The organism is Microbulbifer sp. TYP-18, assembly GCF_040932045.1.
Lineage (GTDB): Bacteria > Pseudomonadota > Gammaproteobacteria > Pseudomonadales > Cellvibrionaceae > Microbulbifer.
This window is the reverse complement of sequence record NZ_JBFRBC010000004.1, coordinates 83,460-105,338: the sequence shown is the minus strand read 5'-3', so window position 1 is coordinate 105,338 and position 21,879 is coordinate 83,460. Positions and strand designations below refer to the sequence as shown.

The following is a 21,879-nucleotide window of genomic DNA, read 5'->3' as shown; positions in this document are numbered from 1 at the left end:
GCCGAATAAGACTTTTTTCAGTAACCGGTTTTTCTCAGTTGTCCCTTTCTTGATGCTTTCTTGGTGCTTTTGCTCCACACAGTTCAAAGGGCGGGTGTGTGGTTGCTGTTGTTAGTGGGGTCGAATGAAGCAAAATTCCTGCTTTCACGCTGATTTCAGCCAATTAATCAATGACAGGCAATGACAAGCAATTACAGTGGATTACACCGCTAAAAGCAATCGGTTAATTTGCTTTCTTATAAGTATTTTTTGAAAATAAAAATAGCTATAATGCGCCGCGCACAAAGAAGCACAATATTCAGTCCTTAAAATAGCCGGCTAATATTTTAATAGTGAGGCAGGTCGGGATGTTTAGATAATAGATTTACAAATAGCTGTAAGGGGGTATGGTGAATAGGTTTTCAATGTATTTCGGTAGGAAATCCCTAAACCTGGCGATTTCTTTTTGTATCTTAATATTGGCAGCGGGTTGTGAGGATAACCGCCGGCAAAATACAGCAAATACGCAAAGCGTGGGCGAGGATTCGCCGGAGGCTGAATTGCGCGAATTAGTCGCAGCCAAAGGCTTAAGCGGCGACCCGACGGAGGGGCGTGTTCTTCCCACTATCGATGATCCTGTCGCCCAACTGGGAATGAAGCTGTTTTTCTCCAAGGCGTTGGGCGGTGATATGAATGTGGCCTGTGTTAGCTGCCATCACCCGGTGCTTGGCGGTGGTGATGATTTATCCTTACCCATTGGAGTGGATGCTGAGATCGTGGATCTTCTGGGCCCAGGCCGATTTCACAGCATGGCCGGAGAGCATTTTGACGGTGGCCCAACGGTACCCAGAAACGCACCCTCCACCTTTAATATCGGATTGTGGGATCAGGTCCTGTTTCACGATGGACGGCTTGAAAGCCTGGGCAAAACGGCAGGTGCCAATGGCGACGACAATATGGGTATCCGCACACCGGATGTGAGTTTTGGTGAAGCCGATCCGCAGGCGGGTGATAATCTCGCTGTCGCGCAGGCGCGATTCCCGGTGACTTCACCGGAAGAAATGAAAGACTTTGGCTTAATGGCTGGCACTACCAACGCTGAAGTGCGTGCATTTTTGGCGCAACGAGTTGGGGGTTATGGCACACCGCCCGGTGGGGCATTATCGCCAAACGAATGGCTGCTTGAATTCCAGGCGGCCTTCAATGATGTTGACAGCACTGCAGAGGAACTGGTCACATTCGAAAATATCACCAAGGCCATTGCCGCTTACGAGCGATCCCAGGTGTTTGTTGAGACACCCTGGAAAGCCTATGTTCAGGGGGATAGTAGCGCGATTAGCGATAGTGCAAAGCGGGGCGCATTGGTTTTCTTTCGCAGTGTCGACGAGGGCGGGGCGGATTGCGCTTCCTGTCACTCGGGCGACTTCTTTACCGATGAACAGTTTCATGTTGTGGCCATGCCGCAGATAGGCCGCGGTAAAGGTGATGGAACCTATGGCGATGATGATTTTGGCCGCTTCAGGGAAACCGGTGATGAAAAAGACAAGTATGCCTTCCGGACACCTACTCTGCTCAATACCACGGTGACCGGTCCCTGGGGACATGCCGGCGGATACACCAGTTTAGCAGCCGCGGTGCGTCACCATTTAAACCCCCAGGCAGCCCTAAATTCCTATGATTGGGCACAGCTGGATCCAAACATTCAGGCAAGTAATATGCTTGAAAACACGCAATTGGCAATCGACAAGCTCCAGGCAAATCGCGCCGATGGCATAGCCGGTTTGCAAAATGTGAGCCTGGATAATCAACAATTTACCGATTTGATGGCATTTTTGGAGACACTGACGGACCCTTGTGTTGAAGACCGCGTGTGTATTGGCCAGTGGATCCCGGATGCGGGTGATACCAACCCGGATGCGTTGCGCGTTAATGCTATCGATTACAATGGCAATTTCTTATAACTGGATGTCATGGAAAAAGTGAAGGGTCGGTTTGCTACTCGCAGGCGATTCTCGTTTTTCGTGCTAATTTAAATCTCAACCAGGTAAGGGCGGCTGCTATCCAAGTGCGAAAGCAGCCGCTATTTTTTTGGCGGGTGGGATTTTTTTGAAGTTAGGAAAACTGCGACATTTCAGGCCGGATTGTTCGATAGTATCAGAAAGATATGGTGATCGGTATACGCCTCTAAGCTGTCCAATGAACTTGTAAATTCAGGCGATAACCGCAGAGGTCTTCAACGACCTTGATTTTTACCAAGTTCATTCTTGGTCATATTGGTTTGTCACAGTGCCCGTTGCATACCGAATCCAAGCGGGCCTACTTGTGGTGTAAGTCGGCCACCACGACCAAACATAAGATTAGGGTGAAAGATATCTTTACGAAGCAGCAGAGTACTGAATGCGCCCTCCTGGGCTATCAAATGGGGACCCGCCCGGCTCGCCAGGGTGAGAGCGACGCGGCTCAACAGACTGGTTTCGCCCACCTGGGCACCGATAATCACTGGAATCCCCAATTCTCTGGCGCGGTCAAGGATTTCAATGGACCTTAGCAGGCCACCCAGTTTTGATACCCGCAGATTCAGCAGCCAGGGCTGCGGAGTAAAAGGTTTCAGTTTTTTCAGGCATCCCAGGGTCAGGAAACTTTCGTCAAGGATAATTTTGCATCCCACAGCCGCTGCTATCTCCGCCATTGCCTCGTAGTCGTCTGCCTGCACAGGCTCTTCCACTGCGTAGAGCGGTGACCCCAGTCTTTTTAGATAGTCGATGGCGGTGGCACTGTTGTGCCAGAGGTTATTGCCGTCCAGCCGCAGGCGATATTTAACTGCTTTTCGGCGGAGGGCGGCTATTTTGACATTGTCGGCCCCGAAATCCCCGCTGAGTTTGAGCTTAAAGTCCCGGATACTCAGTGACAGGTAGCCGTTGAGCATGGATTCGAATGCTGGTGGTGAAGAATTATCCAGCACTGCGCTATAGCGAAATTCCCGCCCGGTAATCGAGGGCAGCTCCAGGCATTGTTCCACGGACTTGCCGGCGGCGCGGGAAAATGCATCTAACAGTGCCAGTTCCAGTGCGCACCAGGCTGCGGGGTTTTTGTCTATAAATATGCGGTTACACTGCACCCAGTGTCGCAGACTTTTCATATCGCTTACTTGTGCAACAACTTCTGCCATTACGTACTGACAAAAGGCCATCGCCGTCTGTAAGTTTTCTCCAGTAACATAGCTTCGCGGGCAGGATTCCCCAAACCCTATCTGACCTTTTTCCAGCTCTACGCGCACCAGCAGGGTCTCAGTGTGATCCCGGGTGGCGGATGCGTGGGAAAAGCTCCGCCGGAAGGGAGTTTGCAGTAGTTCCGGTGTGATACTGCGAATAGGATAGCTACAGTGCATTGCCTCTTAACCTCGCTTTTACTCACCCGCAGCCAGCAGGTAGTGGTCGCCAAAGTTGAATCGGTTTTCTCTCATATATTGCAGGCACAGGTATTTCAGCTGACTCTCTCGCTGACCGGCATCCAGAAGCGCACGCCGATAGTGTTTCCAGGTGCCGGGAGACAGAAATTGGACATGGACAGAGCCCAGGCGACCACTGGCCCGCTTGCATCGGTATTCAATATTGTGCGAGCTCAGGGCCTCATCCAGGTATTTTGCCAGTCTGGGCTCCGGGTCATCCCATGCCCGAATCGGGTCTCCCGCCTCCAATAAGAGTCGGTAATGGCTGCGTTCCTCATCGGCCAACATCAGGAAAAAGCGGGCGGATAGATCAAATGCCCGCTCGCAATCCGCTACCGCCTGCAAAACCTGCTGTTCGGATAGCTTCTCCCCGGTGATGTTGGTTACGCCCCGGCCTTTTTGTATAAAGTTCAGGCTGGGGGTTTGCTCAAATCTGCCATCTACCTGGACGATATCATTCATAAAGTAGCGGTAGAGCCCATTAAAATTAGTCACTATGACATAATATTGTTGCTCCTCCTGCAGTTGATGCAACAGCAGGTACTTTTCCTTCCCCTCACTACTGTTGGCTTCCCAGTCCGATCGTTCAACGAATTCGAAAAAATTCTGTTGCAGGCAGGGGAGCTGTCGGTAGCAACGATCTTTATTTTGTCCAGTACCAGCGGTTGCGGTAACGGTGCCACGTAATTCGGTGGCGATATAGCCTAGGTCCATCAGGTGCGTGTCGGGACTCATGGTCTGCCGGAGGTTTTTGATGGGAATGCCACAACTGCCACCGGTCCAGGTGACGACCAGCTTAAGCCCGGGCCAAATGTCGTTAAATCCGAGTTTGGGCCTGGTACTGAACAGTGTTTGCAGTTCCGCGATACGGCTCTCCCTGGCCAGTCCCTTTTTTTGTATCGCCTTCTCTATGTATGCGGGCAGCAACCCGGTTCTGGTTTTTCCCCGCACTGCATCGAGTAATTCCCAACGCTGTTCATTGAGTATTTCCAGTAGCATTAGTAGTGTCGATGGATTGGCGGTGCCCAGGCAGGAGATGTGTTTTTCACAAAGACTGATTCTCAGTATTTCCCGGTAGCGAATCTGGTGGTCTTCGATATCGAATAGCTCCCGGGGGAGCACATATTTTTTTTGCGCCAACCGGGACATGCTCTGAGCCACCAGGCCGGAGGTTGAGCCATAGGCGGCGCCTCCGGGCAGATAGCCCTCGACGGATGGGCTGGTGATTGTCAACAGTTTTCCCCGGTAGGCCTCAGGGCAAGCCTGGTAGATACAGTATCCGGCGAGTTCCTGGCTCGCTTTCAGCATGGCCAGTGCTGTGTTGCCAACGGGAATGAATTTGGCTGCGCCGGTGGTGCCACTGGTTTTGGCGTAGATAATGGGGCGGTCGGCGGTGACGCAGGGAGTGCCGGCCTCCCTTTGCCGGCGGATATAGGGTTCCAGGGTGTCATAGGTCTGCAGCGGCACCTGACGCTTGAAGTCGGCGTAACTGCGGATTTGCGCGAAATCAAATTCCCGTCCAATCTGGGTGTTGCGATTGTGTTGCAGAATCCTGTTCAACAGCTTCCACTGGGCGACTTCCGGTTGCTTTAGGTCGGCGAGAAACGGAGCCCAGAGCCGTTTTCCGGTCAGCCATATCCTCAGCTTGAGTCCGGTGTTCAAAAGTAGATTGCCGCATGGCGTTATTACCCGGTGGCAAAGCCACGCCCGGATGATACCGGTATCAAAGCGGTAAGGATTTGGGTGATTGCGGATTCCAACGGCATCAGGCGTTCTATGTTCCCTATTTGTGGGTAAATAGCGGGTTCCAAAGACGCTGTCCCAGATAATGAGGTTGTTGCCGAAATTGACTTGCGCAGCTTGCGGGTCCACATGATGGTGCCAACGGTGTAACTCGCCACCACTGATCAAGTGGTTTAATGGACCGAGGCGGATATCGAGATTGCCGTGCTGGAAAAATCCGTTGGTGGCATAGAACAGGAAATAGGCTGCCAGTACCTGAGGTTCCACCGCCAATAGCGCGAAAGGTGCCGTATCCAGTAGATATTGCATGGATTTCTCCAAGGGGTGGAAGCGGGCAACACTCAGGGCATAGAGCTTTTCAGTTTCGTGGTGCACGGCATGAAAACGCCATAGTAGGGGAATCTTGTGGCAGGCCACATGCAGCCAGTAACGGAGGAGATCCGCTATAGCCACCATAAGCAGAAGCTGGACCCAGACAGGGCTGCCGTGTGGCCACAAAAAGCTGGGGACTGCTGCAGATGCCCCAGCCCATGTGGCCAATGCAATTGACAGTGCGAGGGCCAAGCCGCGTGGCAGCATTACTTGCACCACCAGCATAAACACAGCGTCAATCTTTAAGTCACTGATGCTGGGCTGCCAGTCGCCCCGAAGGGGAATGACTCTCTCCAGCAGCAGAACACACAACAGTGCACCTCCAGCGGCGCCTGTGGATGCCGCAGTGGCGGACAGTCCCGCGGCCGCAAGACCTGAAAATCCCGCGAAACCCAGTAACATCACGACTGGGTATGCTGAAGCTGCCAATAGTTGCTTGCGGGATATCATCATTGAGATCCTCTCAAATGAAACCGAGCTACTAGTCCCAGATAAGCAGCCAATACCATATGGAAGAAGCTCGGCAATGCCAGTTGGAACCAGCGGATATGGGAAAGGTTGAAAAGGGCAGTCAAAAACCGCAGACACATCACGCTGAAATAGGTAAGCGCGAGATACATCAGAACCCTGCCCAATACCGGACTGGGCCGAATACCGGGTAGAGATCGGCAGAGGTGCACCATGCCCCAGAGCAGTAAGCACTGGAGGACGAACAGCTGCGGGTAGGGAATCAGGCCACTGGACCAGGCGTCGAATTCTGGCAGTGGCGCTGCGGGCCAAAGCAGTTCCAGGTACTGAGCTGCAACCCGCAGGCCAAACAGCAGCACAGCCAACCCCAACCAGGGCCTTAATCTTACGGCCACCGACTGGTGCCTTCGATGTGCTTTCATATGCCAGCTCCCTTTTTGTGCGGTTTTCACCACCCTAGAAAGCAGAATCTCGAAAAACAATACTTAAGACCATTGGTATTGAATGTTGCTACTATTTGTGCTGTATTGCGATACTCCCGGCGGCTGTTCCCGGGACAATCCATGTACTGGCGTGACGCGCCCGGCGCGGGAGTGTGACTGAAATGAAGGAAAGCCAATCACTGGTGAGAACCCTAAAGCAGTGTCTTAAGGCGCATGGCCTCACCTACAGGGATATCGCCCAACAGCTGGCGCTAAGCGAGTCCAGCATCAAGCGGACCTTTGCGGAAGAGACTTTCTCCATGCGTCGGCTTGAGCAGATATGCGGCTTGTTGGATATGTCGATTTACGACCTCGCCAAGCTCAATCGATCTGCCGAAGACGAGGTGAAGAATGTGCTTACCCATGACCAGGAGCAGGCGCTGGCACACGACGAGCGACTCTTTATCGGCTTTCACCTCGCCATCAACGGCTGGACCCTGGAAGAGATACTCGAGTTTTACGATTGGGGTGAGTCCGAGGCGATAGGAATGCTTGTGCGCCTGGACAGGCTGGGGCTGATAGAACTGCTGCCGGAAAATCGCATCAAGTTGAGCACCAGCAATGTAATTCACTGGAGGAAGAATGGACCGGTGCGCCGCCGATACGAACCCCAAGTGCGGGATGAATTTCTCCGTGCATCTTTTGCAGAAAAAGATGCAATGATGATTTTCGAGACAGTTGAGCTTTCAGTTGCCTCGACTACCTTGATTTCCCGCAAGATGGAGCAGCTGGTACGGGAAATCAACGAACTCGCAGATTTGGACAGCACATTGCCTATAAGCCGCAAGGAGAGCTGGGGCATGGTACTGGCGATGAGGCCATGGGTGTTTTCACTGGCGAAAAAGTTTCAGCTATAAACCCGGGTGTCCAAAGCTGGTCGCTTCCCTTATGTAGCTAGTGCTGACTTAAATGGCTTTGTAGCTATTTGTCGATTTTAAGTGCTCTTATCAACTTAAGGCTACTGGCATCATCTTACGCTCTGCACATCAAAAACCTGCATACGCAATAGAGCCGGCTGGTTCGCGAAAGTGTCGATTCTTCCAGGCTCCCTGGCCTAAGGAACCAGAATTTCTCCAGTGTGAAACTTTTGTGAAAAATTTCCTAAAAAGCTTTGCGTATTTTTCTACATTGCACGTCCTAGACAGATATCGGATCCAGCCGATCCGGTGTCTGGTACGGAGTCGGTGCCGCCCATGTGATGGGTTGCCTGTCTGAATCCCGGTTTTCTGTAGTGTTTGTAAGAGAAAGACCTGTGAGAAAAGTAATTCCCGCTATTGCTGTCCTGGCGATCGGAGGCTATTTAGCCTGGACAAAATTTAAGCCTGATGTTCAGCCGGTTACCGCGGCAGATGAAAAATCAGTACCCGTCAAGGGAGAAGTTCCTCCGCAGGCTGGTCTTGTGGACAGTGCAGGAGAGGATTCCATTACTGCCGAACCTGTAGAAGTTGTCGGGGAGGGGGAGAAAATCCTGTGGGCGGAGTCACAGCTGGCGAAGGAGGTCCTCCATGAAAATGGTCGCCTGCCGGTGGACCTGAATGGAGAAACCTACCTGGAGATAGATGTAGAGCTGCTGAATAGTCTCACAGTTGGGGACTACCTCGATATCTCTATACCCGGGGTAGAAGGCATTCACAGTGCCCAGGTGGGTGCTGTTGAGGAGCATGCCAGCGGGAATAAAAGCCTGCAGATGAACTTTCCCGGTTTGACCCGTTTGCACGGCGCTACCTTCACCCTGGGCCGGAACGCCGTATATGCCCAACTGAACCTTCCATCCGGTTCCTATTCCCTGGAGGCCCAGGGTGGCTATGCCTGGGTCGCTCCCAATGGTGCATTGATCCAAAATCATGTGGAAAAGCACGATGCAGATCTATCCTCCGACGCATCCCGTGAAAAGACCTGGAAGGACGAGGATGTCCCGCTCAACGACTTTGATTAAGGCAAGAATTGATTCGGGGCAAATTGCCGCGGATTGATGCACAGGGCAAAGGGACTGGCCCCGCAAATCCTGCAAATACCGGAAGTCTATCTTCACAGGCGATCAAAAGTCACGGACGGTCTTTTGGTCGAGTCAGGGTATTAACAAACGCATTGCCGACACACTATCGCGAAGCCGGTGCTCTATCTGGCTGTCGGGAAACGGCTATGCGTTACTTATAACAACAGGAGTCAACAATGAATCTCAAGAAAAGCCTCGCTGCCTTGGCTGCGGCATTGACTGTTTCCAGCGCAGTAACAGCGGAAACAGTGGATATTGCCATTATGTACACTTCGCCTGCGGCGCAGCATACTGGTGATATTTCAGCCAAGATTGATAATTACATCAGCTATGCCAATAACTCTTTCAGAAGAAACGGTATAGATATTCAGCTGCGCCTGGTGGATACCTGGCGCGCGACGTCGTCGGACCTCCGGGTGAATGAAGACACACTGGATCTGATTACCTTCCACCGCACTGTCAACAACTGGCGTGCGACAGAAAGAGCGGATATGGTGGTTTTCCTGGGCAAGGCGGAGAAACAGGTTATTGACGGCAGCACCTACACCACCTGCGGTATCGCCTGGGTAGGCAGGGGAGCAAATGGCTCCATGTATTCCAGTGCCCGTGATCGCGCATACAGTGTCACCGGTGTTGACTGTGGCTACAATACCTTCGTACATGAGCTGGGTCACAATATGGGGTTGACCCACTCCACCAAACAGGGTGATACAACCGGTGGTGTTTACTCCTACGGCCTGGGCCACGGTGTGGACAATAAGTTCTCCACCATCATGGCCTACCCGTGGCGCTATGGAGCCAATGTAACCCAGTATGACTGGTTTTCCGATCCGGACTGGTTCGAGTGCGGCGGTCTGGCGTGCGGTGAAAGGCGCAATGGTGTGGATGTATCCAACGCCTACCGGGCCCTGCGTCCCATAGTGGATGATATCGCCTCCTACTATTAATGCTCTGGCTGCTGCCTATAGGCAGCGGCTGCGCAGTTATCCGGTCTTTGACTGAAAGAAAACCAGGGCGCTCCCTGGTTTTCTTTCCGCTACGAAGCCAGCCAAACCTCTATTCATCGGCCCGCAATCGCTGTCGGTAGGAAGCGCACTTTGCAGACCCGTAATGCCCAGAGCTGCTATCCGCTGGCAGTCTGCATCATTCTGTACGTCTGTTGTCACTCCATCTGTAGGAGATGGAGCTGCGTGTGGCTCAATTCACTGACCAATTCCCCCTCCCCGATAACCTTATCCGCAAACCTGAAGCAATATAAACCTAGATCTGACTAACTGGTAGCTGTGATTACCGGATCGGTGAGCGTCGGTAAAAGGATGACGTATCCGGTTTCGAAGAGTTAGAACTGTCAACATTGACCTCTATCTACTGAGGTCGGATAACTTCCAGGAAGTTAAAATCAAAGTTTGGCAATAAGTAATAGTGTGAAGTATGGATTACTTATGGCGTACAAACTTCGACTTTATTCGGCTTAGTGTGTTTAAGAATTAAGATAAGCTTACTATCTAATTATTTATAGATTTTATGCCATAGTTGCTAAAACTGTTTTCCATAAACACGAAATCATAGATTTACCTCGAGTCAAAACACAATCACTCGATGCTTATAAGTGTTGTTCACAAATAATTAAAACAAAAAACATCTCTCTTGCGTTTTTAGTCTGTTTAATGGCAAATGTGACAGAATAAAATATTTATTTATGAAAATGTCTTATAAATAAAAAATTATTCGTTAACGAATATAAAACAAAGAAAAATGTAGATTTTTTTTCCGCTTGCTAGTACAAATTATCTGTGCGGGAGAAATCGCGCAACCTGAAAATTTAAGAAAGAAACTGAAAGAACATGAAAGAATCATGGACGTGTTATCCAAAAATAAATTAGGTTGGGATATCGTTTGGAAAGTATCAATTGTTACTTGTTAAGTGTCTGTGATTGGTTAGATAACTGAAAATCTTAAAATATTTCTTTGAATTTTTTAAGATAGAAGAATTGTATTTTTAATTTGATCCTATATGGATACTATTGACATGAAAAATAGAAGATAAAAATTTGGTTATAAGGTATAAAAAATTAGCTATAAGCCATTATGGGACTGTTTTGACATATAGATGTTCAAAATTATCAATTTTGAGAAAAATTATAATTAGCAGATATTCAAAATATGTAACGCAACTTACCTAATTATTACAAAAGTCTTGAAATAAAAGTTTCATCTCTCTCGGACTGGCTAATTATAGCCTGTGCCAGGGCGCTGTTTGCCAGATATAAAGTTGGGCTGAGTCTAAAAATTGAAATCAAGAAAGAAATAAAAAGAATGGATATGACTGATGTTAATTAGTTCCGGGATCTTTATTAAAGCAATTTTTGGGCAGCCGTTGAGTGAAGCAGATTTTACCAGGCGGGGCTTTAACTTGAACAGCTGTTCAAGAGATCGACTGGAGCTGGTCGCAAAAACGGTTCTTCGCGCCTATAACACCGCCCTAGAGGAGGGCTATTCATCGAAGCTGGTACAATCATTAAGAGCAACGCGATCGGAACTGAACGGGTTTTATAGCGAAGGCCTTGCGATGGGGCTGTTTTTGCGCAACGCCATTAAATTTTTTCGCAGTAGTGAGTTTTTTGATTTTATCGAAAATGAAGGCGCACCGCACAGCTATATGGCCTGTGTTGGCGCTGGATTAGCTGTGGGTGCAGTGGGCTTGCCCTACAAACGTTTTATGGACAGATTGAGCCCTCTATACGGCAGTCTGGTTATAAATGGGATTGGTTTCTACCATACCTATTTCAAGGCTCAGGCCAGCGTTTTTGAGCAATATCTTCCCAGAGGATTTGCCTCTAAAACTACTGGTAAACCAGTGCAGAATAACCTTTACATGGCCCAATACTACGCCGGTGCCGGTCGTGCCCTTTGGTTTATTTCCGGCGCGGATCCACATTCTCTCGAGCAATGTCTGCTGCATTACCCTGAATCGGTGCGCGCTGATCTCTGGTGTGGTATTGGCCTGGCCTGTGCCTATGCCGGCAGTATTGACGAAGCGGGAATTGCCTCATTAATCGCGATAGCGGGGGAAGAGCGCTATCAGAATGCGCTTCAGGTTGGGGCGGCACTTGCCTGCCATACGAGAATTCGTGCCGGCAATGCGGTAGAGCATAACGACCTCGCCGCAAATTGCCTGAGTAATAGCAGTGCCAGTCAACTGCATGCAATTGCAGTGAAAGCAATGGAGGGATTGGAAAGTACTGCAGAGATTGGACAAAAATCAAGTTGGGATGTCTGGCTGGAACGTATGGCTACAGTGCTATCGGAGGGAGGAGGCGATTATGCTTCCCAGGAAAGACAAGTTAAAAAAATAGCCAATGTGAAGTAGGGAGTGTAATGATGAGCCGCGTAGTTGCCATTTTTGTGATTATTTCCTGGATCGGTTTGTATGCCTTGGTTCAGCTGCCTTCTGTTAGCACAGAGGAAAAGCAAGCGCTGATAGAACGATTTGACTTTCGTCAATCTGCGGTTCCTGTGGACAACAGGATTCCGGCCGGTGACCGGCTGCCTGTGAATCCGGCTTTAAAACACATAGAGCCCTGGATATCCACGGTCGGAGCCAGCATCGCAGCCCTTGATTTGGACCTGGACGGATTGGAAAACGATTTATGTATTACTGATCCCCGTACTCGCAGCCTTTATGTGGCACCGGCAATGGCGACGGATCAGCGTTTTGCGCCTACCACCTTGCTGGTTGTCAATCGGGATTTCAGCGAGGCATCGTTTCCCAGTGGCTGTCGAGTGGGGGACTTTAATGAGGATGGCCTGGCAGATATCCTCGCAATATTCTTCGGACGCTCACCGATAATATTAATGCAAAAAGGCGATACAAATCTTCCCCTGGAGCAGAGGTTTGTCAAACAGGAACTGGTAACAGGTGATGTACAGGACTGGTATACATCGACGGCAACCCTCGCGGACCTGGACAACGATGGTCATATCGATGTGATTTTGGGAAATTATTTCCCCGATGGAAATAGTGTTTACAACGCAAACAGCACACACTACCCAAGCTTCCACAACTCCCTCTCGAATGCCGATAATGCCGGTAGCAACCGGATTTTTCTATGGCAAAAGTCGAACAGTGGTTCGGAGCCGTATGTGGAATTCAAGGAAACGGATTCCGGGATGCCGGAAGGAGACGATGAACGCTGGACTCTGGCTATAGGTGCCGCCGACATCAACCGCGATGGTGCCAGTGATTTGTATATCGCAAATGATTTCGGTCCCGATGGCATGTACCTCAATGAGTCTACTCCCGGGAGTCTAAGTTTTAGGCGCCTGACAGGTAAAAAGGGCTTTTCCATACCCAAATCAAAAGTGTTGGGGCACGACTCCTTCAAGGGAATGGGTGTGGACTTTGGGGATGTAAATCGCGATGGTTACTACGATATATTTGTCAGTAACATTGCCGGTGAGTGGAAGCTGGAAGAGGGGCATTTTTTATGGATGAATACCGGTGATAGAGCGGCAATAGACAAAGGAATTGCTCCGTTCGTGGAAAAATCCAGTTCCCTTGGAGTCGCATACAGTGGCTGGGGCTGGGATACAAAGTTTGCGGATTTTGACAATGATGGAGTCCTCGAGGCGCTTCAGGCAACAGGATTTTTCCGTGGAAAGGTCAATAAGTGGCCGGAATTACACCAGTGGTCGATGAATCTGGACCCACTGCTGAGCGACCCTAAAACCTGGCCAAATATGATTGGTGGAGACATCAGTGGGGATGAAGGAAACCCCTTCTATGTAATGTCCAGTGAAGGACACTTTGAAGATATCAGTGAAGAACTTGGTGTGGCTGGCCCCTGGCTGAGTCGCGGCTTTGCGATTGCCGATATTGATGGAGATGGGGATCTGGACTATGCCGTTGGCAACCAATGGGAAGATCATTATTTGCTACTGAATGAAACAAACAATGACAACGGTTTTTTGAGTCTTTCCCTCCTTTTACCCCTGGATAGCAATAGCGGCTTTTCTTCCTCTCCACGTCATCCTCTGGCGAGGGAGGGTACGCCGGCTGTCGGCGCGGAAGTCACGGTTACCGGGCCGAAAGGTGAAAAATTTATTGGTTTTGTCGATGGCGGCAACGGTCATGCGGGTGCGCGCAGTAAGTCGGTACATTTTGGTTTGGGTGCCGTTTCTGAAGATGAGGAGGTGAGTGTACAGATTCGCTGGCGCAATCGCCTTGGGAAATTGAACAACTGGGAAGGTAAGTTGCCAGTCGGACAGCATACTATTTTACTGGGCAACCAGGACCAGTACGCCGCAAATACAGATTTTTGAACGGATTAAGGATGGATACTGTGAGCATAATTAAAGATTTATTTGTGGGTCCGCCAAACCTGAAGATGGCGTTAATCAATAGCGCAAGCCTGGCTACTGTGTTGACGATTTTTGGTCACGCTTTTTTAGGCTTTGAGCAATCTTTGATGCAGATGGTGGTCGCGCTGTTGGCGGGATATTCTTCAGCTATTTTATTTGAATATATTGATGCTAAGTGCTTGAAGAGACGCCCACGCTATCTGGGCAACGGCTGGAATGGCTTTGTTTTTTTCATGTTGGCCCCCCACATGACGGCGATCACTATATCCTTCCTGATATATGTAAATGACAGCCTCCTGATGATGGTATTTGCAGTAGTCCTGGCGATTGGTTCAAAACATGTTTTTCGATTTAAAAATGGTGAGCGTTATCAACATTTTTTCAATCCATCTAACTTCGGTATAGCAGTAATCTTTTTGGCAGCCCCATGGGCAAATATTATTGTATATCAATTCACTGAGACCTACAGTGGATTTTGGGATTGGTTGGTCCTGATCGTTATTGCATTGTTGGGTATGCGAATGAACTTGTTTCTTACCAAACGCATGGCGATCATATTGGCTTGGGTGGCAGGTTTTTTCCTTCAGGCCTTCCTGCGCGGTCAATTATACCCCGTACAGATGGCAGCTGAAATTACTATGGTTACAGCGCCTGCATTCGTACTTTTTACTTTCTACATGATTACCGATCCAATGACTTCGCCTAGCAAGCTTATGGCGCAAATTGCGTTTGGTTTTTCTATCGCCATGGTGTATGGAATATTGATGTATTTCCATGTTGTTTTTGCCATATTTTTTGCCGTAACCATCGTTACCGGATCACGTGGTTTGTATATCATGACCAGCCTGTGGCTGGAGCGACAGAGGACGCAAACCAATCTAACAGGTAGCGCAGTACCTTCGTCCTGATTGATGTTTGCACTATAAAACTAAAAATTGTCTTGCGGGTTTATAGGAGAAGACAAGGTGAGAGAACATAGCTCAGTAGCTATTGTTGGGATTGACTGCCGATATGCGGGTATACACAATAAAAAGGATTTTTTAGATACTGTATTGAATCTGCGCCAACAATTTCGGCGTGTTCCAGAACAGCGTCTTAATCTGGACGACTACCACAATTCTGACAGAAGCGCTAAAGATCATACTTATTCAACCCAGGCTGCGGTGCTCAATCAATATACATTTGATCGGCTGAGTTATCGAATTGCTGAGTCAACTTTTCGGCAAACAGATATGACACACTGGCTGGCTCTGGATGTGGCCAACGGTGCCCTGGACGATGCTGGCTTTCCCAATGGCATTGGCCTGAACAAGGAGCGTGTAGGTGTTGTAGTGGGGAACTCACTAGCCGGTGAATTTACCCGTGCCAATAACATGCGTTTGCGATGGCCCTATGTTGCGCGTGTCGTGAGTCAAATCTGGGAACAGCAGGATTTGGGGTTGGGGATAGAAGCCAAACACCATTTCATGCATGACCTCGAGATGCTGTACAAGAGTCCCTTTCCAGAGCCGGACGCGGATAGTTTGGCGGGGGGGCTAGCCAATACAATTGCCGGGCGTATCTGCAACTACTTTGATTTCAATGGCGGTGGTTTCACTGTCGATGGCGCCTGCTCTTCCTCGTTGCTCGCCGTTACCCAGGCCTGTGACGCACTACAGGCCGGAGGATTTGATGCAGTAATCGTCGGTGGTGTGGATTTGAGTATCGACCCGTTTGAAATCATTGGCTTTTCCCGAACCGGTGCGCTGGCTCCCGAACAAATGCGGATCTTTGATCAGCACAGTCAGGGGTTCTGGCCCGGCGAGGGCTGCGGAATGATAGTGGTCATGTCTGAGGAGAAGGCACGCCGGCTCGGCTGTAATATTTACGCCACAATACAGGGTTGGGGGGTGTCCTCGGATGGTGGCGGTGCAATTATCCGACCTAAGGCTGAAACCCAGGCTCTGGCTCTGAATCGCGCTTATGAAAAGTCCCCCTATAACGCCGGGACAGTGAGCTACTTTGAAGGACATGGCACCGGTACAGCGGTGGGCGATGAAGCTGAATTGCGGGCTGTGTTAAGCCTGTTGCGAAAGACTGATCGAAACGAAGCCGCTTATATCGGTTCGGTAAAGCACCTGATTGGCCATGCCAAGGGCGCTGCGGGGATCGCGGGTGTGATTAAAGCGGCGCTGGTATTGAAGCACAGAATCCTCCCTCCCGGCATTCCCACTGATACGCTGCACCCCCTGCTTAAAGACAATCCCCTGTTATTGAAGCGATCCGACCGGCTTCTGGCCTATGAAGGCTCTGAACCTTACCGTGCAGGTGTTTCTTCCATGGGATTCGGGGGCATCAACACCCACTTGACTCTCGAGGCTGGAGACAGTGATTCAGATTCAACCCTGGGGCTTACTGCTCTAAGGAATCTGGGTTTTCTGACTGATAATCCCAGTATCGATAGTACCTGGCAGGATGCAAATCTTTTTCCCGTAGCTGGAACCAATAGAGCTGCATTGTTGGAACAATTGGAGAAGCTCAAGAGCTTCGCTTGGCAGGCATCAAATTCCGAGCTTACAGACCTGTCCTCTTATTTGTGTGGAAGACCTGAAGTAATTGATAAAAAGTGTAAGCACAGAGCTGCGCTTGTAATCGAAAATGGTGCCAAAAATGGCATCGCGCTCAGTAAAAAAATATTGAGTCTGATTGAAAAAATTGACAGCGGCGTCGACAGCTATTTTGATCCTGAACAGGGTATAGCTTATGGCAAGAGTGGAGGGGAAGCTCGCATTGGTCTGCTTTTCCCGGGGCAGGGTGCTCCTGTTTATCCGGATAGCGGTGCTTATAAACGTTTTCTCGACAATGAGGAGCTCTTCACTTCATTAAATAAACGGGGAGCCCGTAGTAGTCCCGTTGACACGGCGATTGCTCAACCGGCGGTCGTCAGTGGCAGCTTGAACGCGTTGCAGGTATTGGAAAAATTTGGAATCCAGGCCGAGTTGGCTATCGGACACAGTGTTGGTGAGTTGGTGGCAATGTGCTGGTCCGGATGTCTGGACAGCAAAGATACGGTTTCCCTGGCCGCGAAACGCGGCTCTTTGATGAGTGCCCGCGGTGAAGCCGGTGGCGCTATGCTGGCTTTGCATGCCCCCAGTGAATTGGCTTTGAATCTGGCACAGGAATTCGATGTCGAGGTTGCGTGCTATAACGGACCTGAAGATACGGTGCTCGCCGGTGCTGTCGATAAATTAAAAGCCTTACAGGAGCGTATTAAAACCGATCATTTCTGTACGCTTCTTCCGGTTTCGCATGGCTTTCACTCCAGAATGATGAAAGCGGTCGATAAACCACTTGCTGACTATTTGTCAGAGCTGGATTTACAAAATCCTGCCAAGCGGGTTATATCCACGATATCGGGGAATACTGTCAATGAAGCGACTGCATGGCGCTCACTATTGGTAAAACAGGTTTGCGATCCAGTGCAATTTTATCAGGCAGTCACGCTGGCGCAACCGGAGATCGATCTGTTTGTAGAGGTGGGGCCTGGACATACGCTGGCCAGTACCCTGAAAAATTATAGTGCTAAACCAGTAATTTCTATAGATATAGGCGGAAAGTCCACCTTTCCATTGCTGAGTTTGTTGGCCCTGAAATTTACCAGTGGAAAGATTGGCCCAAGCGAATTTGGCCAGCTCAATTTAAAAAATAATGCCATCGACTGGGATTGGTCATTTGATTTTCTTACCAGTCCCTGCGAACTGATTACCGACGATGAGAGTTATGAGGCGTGGTTGCAGGAACGCGAAGCCAAGGCCATGGAAGCGGCCAGTAAGCAGGCCAGCTCGAGCGAACATGTTTCACAGGGTGACGGTGCCAGTAATGGCGGTAATCCCACGGCGATACTGGCGTATACCAAGGAGCTAATCAGTGAGCGCCTGGAAATTCCTGTGGCTTCCATTCAGGATGACGACAAGATTTTATCTGATCTGCATATAAATTCCCTTGCCGTTGCAGAAGTGGTTTCAAAAATTGTCAAGCACTTTGGCAAGGAACACAAAGCTTATTCCACTGCAGCCCTGCTGGCCAACACCGACGGTCGCTTGAGAGAACTGGCACAACTGATTGCCGACAGCGCTGGCGATGCCCGGGCCCTAGACTCCACTGCAGATGTAGACCTGGAGGCATTACCCAACTGGGTGCACTGTTTTGAAGCGGTTAAAAAACAGTTGCCGCCGATGGATTTGGTTTCCCGGCAGGAAGCCATAAATGACTGGACTTACTTTGGGACAATACTGCCCCAGTGGCGCCAGATCTTGGATAAGCGGGGCAAAGATCCTGCAGCCCAGGTGGGTAAACTTGCATTTTACGGGCTGTCTGAAGGCAGTGCTGTCAATGACGCAATGCTGAATGAACTGGTTGAACTGTCCAAGCGGGAACTGCATTGTGTAGTTGTAATACAGCCGGGAAATGCGCCAAATATGGCACCCCTTTGGCGCACCTGGCACCTCGAGAACAGTCACATACCCGTGTGCTATCTGCGCATTCCCAACATCGATACGCGCTGGGTAGACCGGTCTCTGGTGGAGGCATCTCTGGGGGCAGGTTGGCATGAGATAGAGTATGACAGCGATTCCGGGCGCTCGCAGATGCAGTGGCAGCGGATCCAACTGGATGGAGAGGCGGCGCCCTCGATACTCACCCCGCAAGACAGGCTCCTGGTAACCGGTGGTAGTTCCGGGCTGGGCTATGCATCTGCCTGCCACTTGGCGAAAACCACGGGCGCATCTATTGTCCTGCTGGGGCGGAGAAGCCTGTCGCAAGATACGGAACTCAGCAAACGTATACAAACGTTGTCTCAAGAGGGAATCAGAGCCAGCTACGTATCCGTGGATGTCGGCGACACCCAGGCACTGGCAGGGGCAATAGACCTTGTTCAAAAGGAGGGGGGCCAAATTTCCGCTGTCCTCCATGCTGCGGGCATCAACCAGCCAAAAGTCCTGGGTGAACTCAAGCAGGAAGATTTTGACACCACGGCTGGGCCAAAAGTGGTGGGGTTGGCAAACCTGCTTAAACAGTTGCCGGCCTTGAAGCTATTGGTGGGCTATGGCTCCATCATTGCGGAAAGCGGCATGCACGGCAACGCCGACTATGCTCAGGCCAACGAAGAGATGGCGGAACTGATTGGAGCCTACGGGGCCCGCCACCCGGAGACCCGCTGCCATGTGCTCGAATGGTCTGTATGGTCAGAGATCGGTATGGGCAGTGCCGATGGTATGGAGAGACAATTATCGGCCATCGGCGTGTCATCAATCCCAGTGGAAACCGGGCTGGACATACTCGATGCGCTGCTGAGACAACAGCATCCTATTCCACTGCGCACGCTGGTTTGCGGGCGATACGCTGGGTTGCCAACCCTTAAATTTGCCTCCAACCGACTGCCATCCCATCGTTTCCTGCAATATGTTCAACACTACCATGCCGGAGTGGAACTGGTAGCGGACAGTGAGCTTTCCTTCGAGCGGGACCCCTACTTAAAAGATCACGTTTACCGTGGTCAGTGCGTATTGCCGACGGTCATTGCCCTCGAGGCTATGGCTCAAGTGGCCAGTGCATTGGTACCAGGGGCAAAAATCCAAACCATTCAGGACTTGAACATCCGTGAACCGGTCTTGATTCCGAAGCAGGGAGCCGGGCGTATACGTGTCAGCGTTGTTCGGCTCAGTAACAACCAGTTATGGGGCAGTGTGCAAAGCGGAGAAAACCGTTTTAACAGCCACTGTTATGAAGCCCGGTTATTACTCAGCGCCCAGGTGCGACAGGAGTTTCCACCTTTTCAGGATGGCGGGGAAAATCTGGCTATAAATCCCGTTGCGGATGTATACGAGCCACTATTGTTCCATACCGGTCAGTTTCGCTGTATCGATAGCTTTCAAAAAATCACACATCTTGGCGTACAGGCCAAGGTCGAAAGGCAGCAAGAAACTGCCTGGAGCAGCCAATATTCACTGGATCTTGTGTTGGGAGACATTGGAATCAACGACGCTGTGATTCATGCTCATCAGGCGGCGATACCGCACGAGAGTATTTTGCCGTCCAGTGTAGAGTCAATCTCCTATATCACTGAGAGTGATGCGACTCCTTACTATATTGAAACCGAACAAATGCGGCGTTGGAAAGATGGCTTTTTGGTCAACGCTAAGTTACGGGATGCTCATGGTCAGTTGCTGCAATATTGGCAGGGATTGACTTTGACTCCTGTATCCGGAGCCCAGGTATATCAGACTCTGCATCAGGATCTACTGCCGGCTTATATCGGTCACCGGTTGGGCGAGACACTGAATCAGTACAGTGTTGTGGACACCATTGCGCTGGTGGCAGATAAAGAGCATGAATTCGCGTTATCGGCGAATTCAATTCCGCTGAATTGTAATTCCCGGGTGATTAATATTGATCCACAGTTGACCCAAGGGCTGCTTAAAGTTTGGTTTGAGGCGAATGACGCTGGTGGAGCCGAGGTCTGGACCGAGGTAAGGCGGCTCTTGCCTGAGTTGAAGAGCGCCAAACTCGTTTCCGCTAATAGAGGTTGGGCACTGGTCAGCGCTCGTGGAGAACAATATTGGATAAGCTTAATTCCACTGAACAGTAGGGATAAATACCTCGTACTAAGTGGTGCGTGTAAAGAGGAGGAACTGGAATATGCCTATTGTGAGAACCAATGACGGTGCATTTTTTGAGCACAGTTTTATTACCACATTTGAACAGACCAATGTGGTTGGAAATATTTACTTTGCAAATTTTGTTGTCTGGCAGGGAAGCTGCCGGGAAATGTTCATTCAGGAATATTGCCCGGATGTACTGGAAAAAATTAATAGTGGATTGAAGTTGATTACGCTGGACGTTTCGTGTCAATACCTGGATCAATTGTACGCATTTGACAAAGTGGTGATGCATATGAATATAGGTGTCTTGGGAGCCGAAAAAATGATGCTCCAGTTTCGCTATTACAAAGAAGACAATAGTGGTGAAAGAAAACTCGTATGCGTGGGTTCACAAGGCACAGCGGCCATGCAGGAAATTAATGGGAAAGTCAGAGCGGTTCCATTCCCGGACTCTATGCTCGACACAATAGATAGCTATGATATGATCGAAAAATAATAATATTTTTAACTAGATATAGTGACGAGTATGGCGAGCGATGAAATTATTATTTCATAACTTGATTCCCTAAGAGGATTATATAGATGAAAAGTATAAAGCTTAATTTTCCTTCCGCATTGCAAAAGTTTATGCCCGGTATTTTCGAAGTTGATGTGGAGGGAGATACTTTAATGGATCTTTTCCGCACACTGGATGATCATTCGCCTTCCAGTGATATCAGCGAGCGTATGATCGATGATGGTGATTTGCGCCCTTTTTTAAGGATGTTTTTGGGAGAGAAGGACGTTAAACAGCAGGGTGGATTGTCAGCCCCCATAAAGGACGGCGATGAACTAACGGTATTAATGTCGAATGCAGGTGGTTGAGAATGCAGGATTTTTACATTTTTCTACTGAGTGTCCACGCCGTAAGTAACGCAATGTGGGTGGGAGCGGTATTTATGGGGTCAATTATAGATTGGCCCGCGATCAAAGCCATGGCTAAAAATGGGAAATTTCCCTTCCTATTTGTAGTCGGGCAGGGATCAAATGTATTTTTTTGGGTTTACCTGGCCATATTTTTGCAGATCACAACCAGTACCGGCCTGGCAATTATGCATCCCCCTGAAGGAAATACAGAAATATTATTTTTGGGATTGAGAACTTTTGCTTTATCGATAATGATTGGATTTACCCTGTATGGAACCTTTTCCAGCTGGCCAAAATTACAGGTTTCTTCCAGTGGCGAAGCTTGGACAATTTATCGATATTATATGTACAGGGCCTATGCTATTTTTGCCTGTGGACTGCTCAATACAGTGGCAATGGTGATGCTGTATATGGATATATAGTGTTAGCTAAATCGGCAAAGAAAATTTTTTGACCGAGTTGCCATTGTAATAATTGTTAGGGACA

The 21,879-nt window shown here is 49.6% G+C and carries 14 protein-coding genes; 11 read left to right on the top strand and 3 right to left on the bottom strand.

Features of this window, described 5'->3' with window-relative positions; genetic code table 11:
- The first annotated feature begins 386 nt into the window (after positions 1-386).
- Positions 387-1,940, top strand: coding sequence for a cytochrome-c peroxidase (locus ABVT36_RS06280; RefSeq protein WP_368455790.1), 1,554 nt, complete (start codon positions 387-389; stop codon positions 1,938-1,940).
- 320 nt (positions 1,941-2,260) lie between these two features.
- On the opposite strand, the gene ABVT36_RS06275 is transcribed toward ABVT36_RS06280, so the two are convergent.
- From ABVT36_RS06275 to ABVT36_RS06265, 3 genes are read right to left on the bottom strand one after another with little or no spacing between them, the layout of a single operon-like run.
- Complete coding sequence (locus ABVT36_RS06275) at positions 2,261-3,367, bottom strand: mandelate racemase/muconate lactonizing enzyme family protein (RefSeq protein WP_368455789.1); 1,107 nt, start codon at positions 3,365-3,367, stop codon at positions 2,261-2,263.
- Positions 3,368-3,385: 18 nt separating this feature from the next.
- Entirely contained in the window at positions 3,386-5,944 is a 2,559-nt protein-coding gene (locus ABVT36_RS06270; protein WP_368455788.1) for a GH3 auxin-responsive promoter family protein, read from the bottom strand.
- 47 nt (positions 5,945-5,991) lie between these two features.
- The gene (locus ABVT36_RS06265; RefSeq protein WP_368455787.1) at positions 5,992-6,432 is read right to left on the bottom strand and encodes a hypothetical protein; all 441 of its coding nucleotides are present in this window, start codon (positions 6,430-6,432) and stop codon (positions 5,992-5,994) included.
- 182 nt (positions 6,433-6,614) lie between these two features.
- On the opposite strand from ABVT36_RS06265, the gene ABVT36_RS06260 reads away from it, so the two are divergent.
- The 10 genes from ABVT36_RS06260 to ABVT36_RS06215 all read left to right on the top strand — a co-directional run bounded on the left by ABVT36_RS06260 (position 6,615) and on the right by ABVT36_RS06215 (position 21,815).
- Positions 6,615-7,349 (top strand): helix-turn-helix domain-containing protein, encoded by a 735-nt coding sequence (locus ABVT36_RS06260; protein ID WP_368455786.1) that lies wholly within the window; start codon positions 6,615-6,617, stop codon positions 7,347-7,349.
- Between the two features lie 395 nt (positions 7,350-7,744).
- Positions 7,745-8,428 (top strand): hypothetical protein, encoded by a 684-nt coding sequence (locus ABVT36_RS06255; RefSeq protein ID WP_368455785.1) that lies wholly within the window; start codon positions 7,745-7,747, stop codon positions 8,426-8,428.
- Between the two features lie 236 nt (positions 8,429-8,664).
- Complete coding sequence (locus ABVT36_RS06250) at positions 8,665-9,435, top strand: zinc-dependent metalloprotease family protein (protein ID WP_367151317.1); 771 nt, start codon at positions 8,665-8,667, stop codon at positions 9,433-9,435.
- Positions 9,436-10,817: 1,382 nt separating this feature from the next.
- Positions 10,818-11,858 (top strand): DUF1702 family protein, encoded by a 1,041-nt coding sequence (locus ABVT36_RS06245; protein ID WP_368455784.1) that lies wholly within the window; start codon positions 10,818-10,820, stop codon positions 11,856-11,858.
- Positions 11,859-11,866: 8 nt separating this feature from the next.
- Positions 11,867-13,810 (top strand): CRTAC1 family protein, encoded by a 1,944-nt coding sequence (locus tag ABVT36_RS06240; protein WP_368455783.1) that lies wholly within the window; start codon positions 11,867-11,869, stop codon positions 13,808-13,810.
- Between the two features lie 20 nt (positions 13,811-13,830).
- Complete coding sequence (locus ABVT36_RS06235; protein WP_367151321.1) at positions 13,831-14,757, top strand: hypothetical protein; 927 nt, start codon at positions 13,831-13,833, stop codon at positions 14,755-14,757.
- Between the two features lie 57 nt (positions 14,758-14,814).
- Positions 14,815-20,547, top strand: a complete 5,733-nt coding sequence (locus ABVT36_RS06230) for an SDR family NAD(P)-dependent oxidoreductase (protein WP_368455782.1) — start codon at positions 14,815-14,817, stop codon at positions 20,545-20,547.
- The gene (locus ABVT36_RS06225; RefSeq protein ID WP_368455781.1) at positions 20,534-20,983 is read left to right on the top strand and encodes an acyl-CoA thioesterase; all 450 of its coding nucleotides are present in this window, start codon (positions 20,534-20,536) and stop codon (positions 20,981-20,983) included. The genes ABVT36_RS06230 and ABVT36_RS06225 overlap by 14 nt, the downstream gene beginning before the upstream one ends.
- Before the next feature lie 86 nt (positions 20,984-21,069).
- A complete protein-coding gene (locus ABVT36_RS06220; protein ID WP_368455779.1) occupies positions 21,070-21,351 on the top strand; it encodes a hypothetical protein in 282 nt (93 codons plus the stop codon).
- Between the two features lie 2 nt (positions 21,352-21,353).
- Positions 21,354-21,815: a hypothetical protein gene (locus ABVT36_RS06215; protein ID WP_368455778.1), complete on the top strand. Its 462-nt coding sequence runs from the start codon at positions 21,354-21,356 to the stop codon at positions 21,813-21,815.
- Positions 21,816-21,879: the final 64 nt, after the last annotated feature.

Bases quoted from the DNA above. Each gene is read 5' to 3' on its own strand.
- ABVT36_RS06280 (WP_368455790.1), top strand. From the start codon at position 387: ATGGTGAATAGGTTTTCAATGTATTTCGGTAGGAAATCCCTAAACCTG.
- ABVT36_RS06275 (WP_368455789.1), bottom strand. From the start codon at position 3,367: ATGCACTGTAGCTATCCTATTCGCAGTATCACACCGGAACTACTGCAA.
- ABVT36_RS06270 (WP_368455788.1), bottom strand. From the start codon at position 5,944: ATGTTACTGGGTTTCGCGGGATTTTCAGGTCTTGCGGCCGCGGGACTG.
- ABVT36_RS06265 (WP_368455787.1), bottom strand. From the start codon at position 6,432: ATGAAAGCACATCGAAGGCACCAGTCGGTGGCCGTAAGATTAAGGCCC.
- ABVT36_RS06260 (WP_368455786.1), top strand. From the start codon at position 6,615: ATGAAGGAAAGCCAATCACTGGTGAGAACCCTAAAGCAGTGTCTTAAG.
- ABVT36_RS06250 (WP_367151317.1), top strand. From the start codon at position 8,665: ATGAATCTCAAGAAAAGCCTCGCTGCCTTGGCTGCGGCATTGACTGTT.
- ABVT36_RS06245 (WP_368455784.1), top strand. From the start codon at position 10,818: ATGTTAATTAGTTCCGGGATCTTTATTAAAGCAATTTTTGGGCAGCCG.
- ABVT36_RS06240 (WP_368455783.1), top strand. From the start codon at position 11,867: ATGATGAGCCGCGTAGTTGCCATTTTTGTGATTATTTCCTGGATCGGT.
- ABVT36_RS06220 (WP_368455779.1), top strand. From the start codon at position 21,070: ATGAAAAGTATAAAGCTTAATTTTCCTTCCGCATTGCAAAAGTTTATG.
- ABVT36_RS06215 (WP_368455778.1), top strand. From the start codon at position 21,354: ATGCAGGATTTTTACATTTTTCTACTGAGTGTCCACGCCGTAAGTAAC.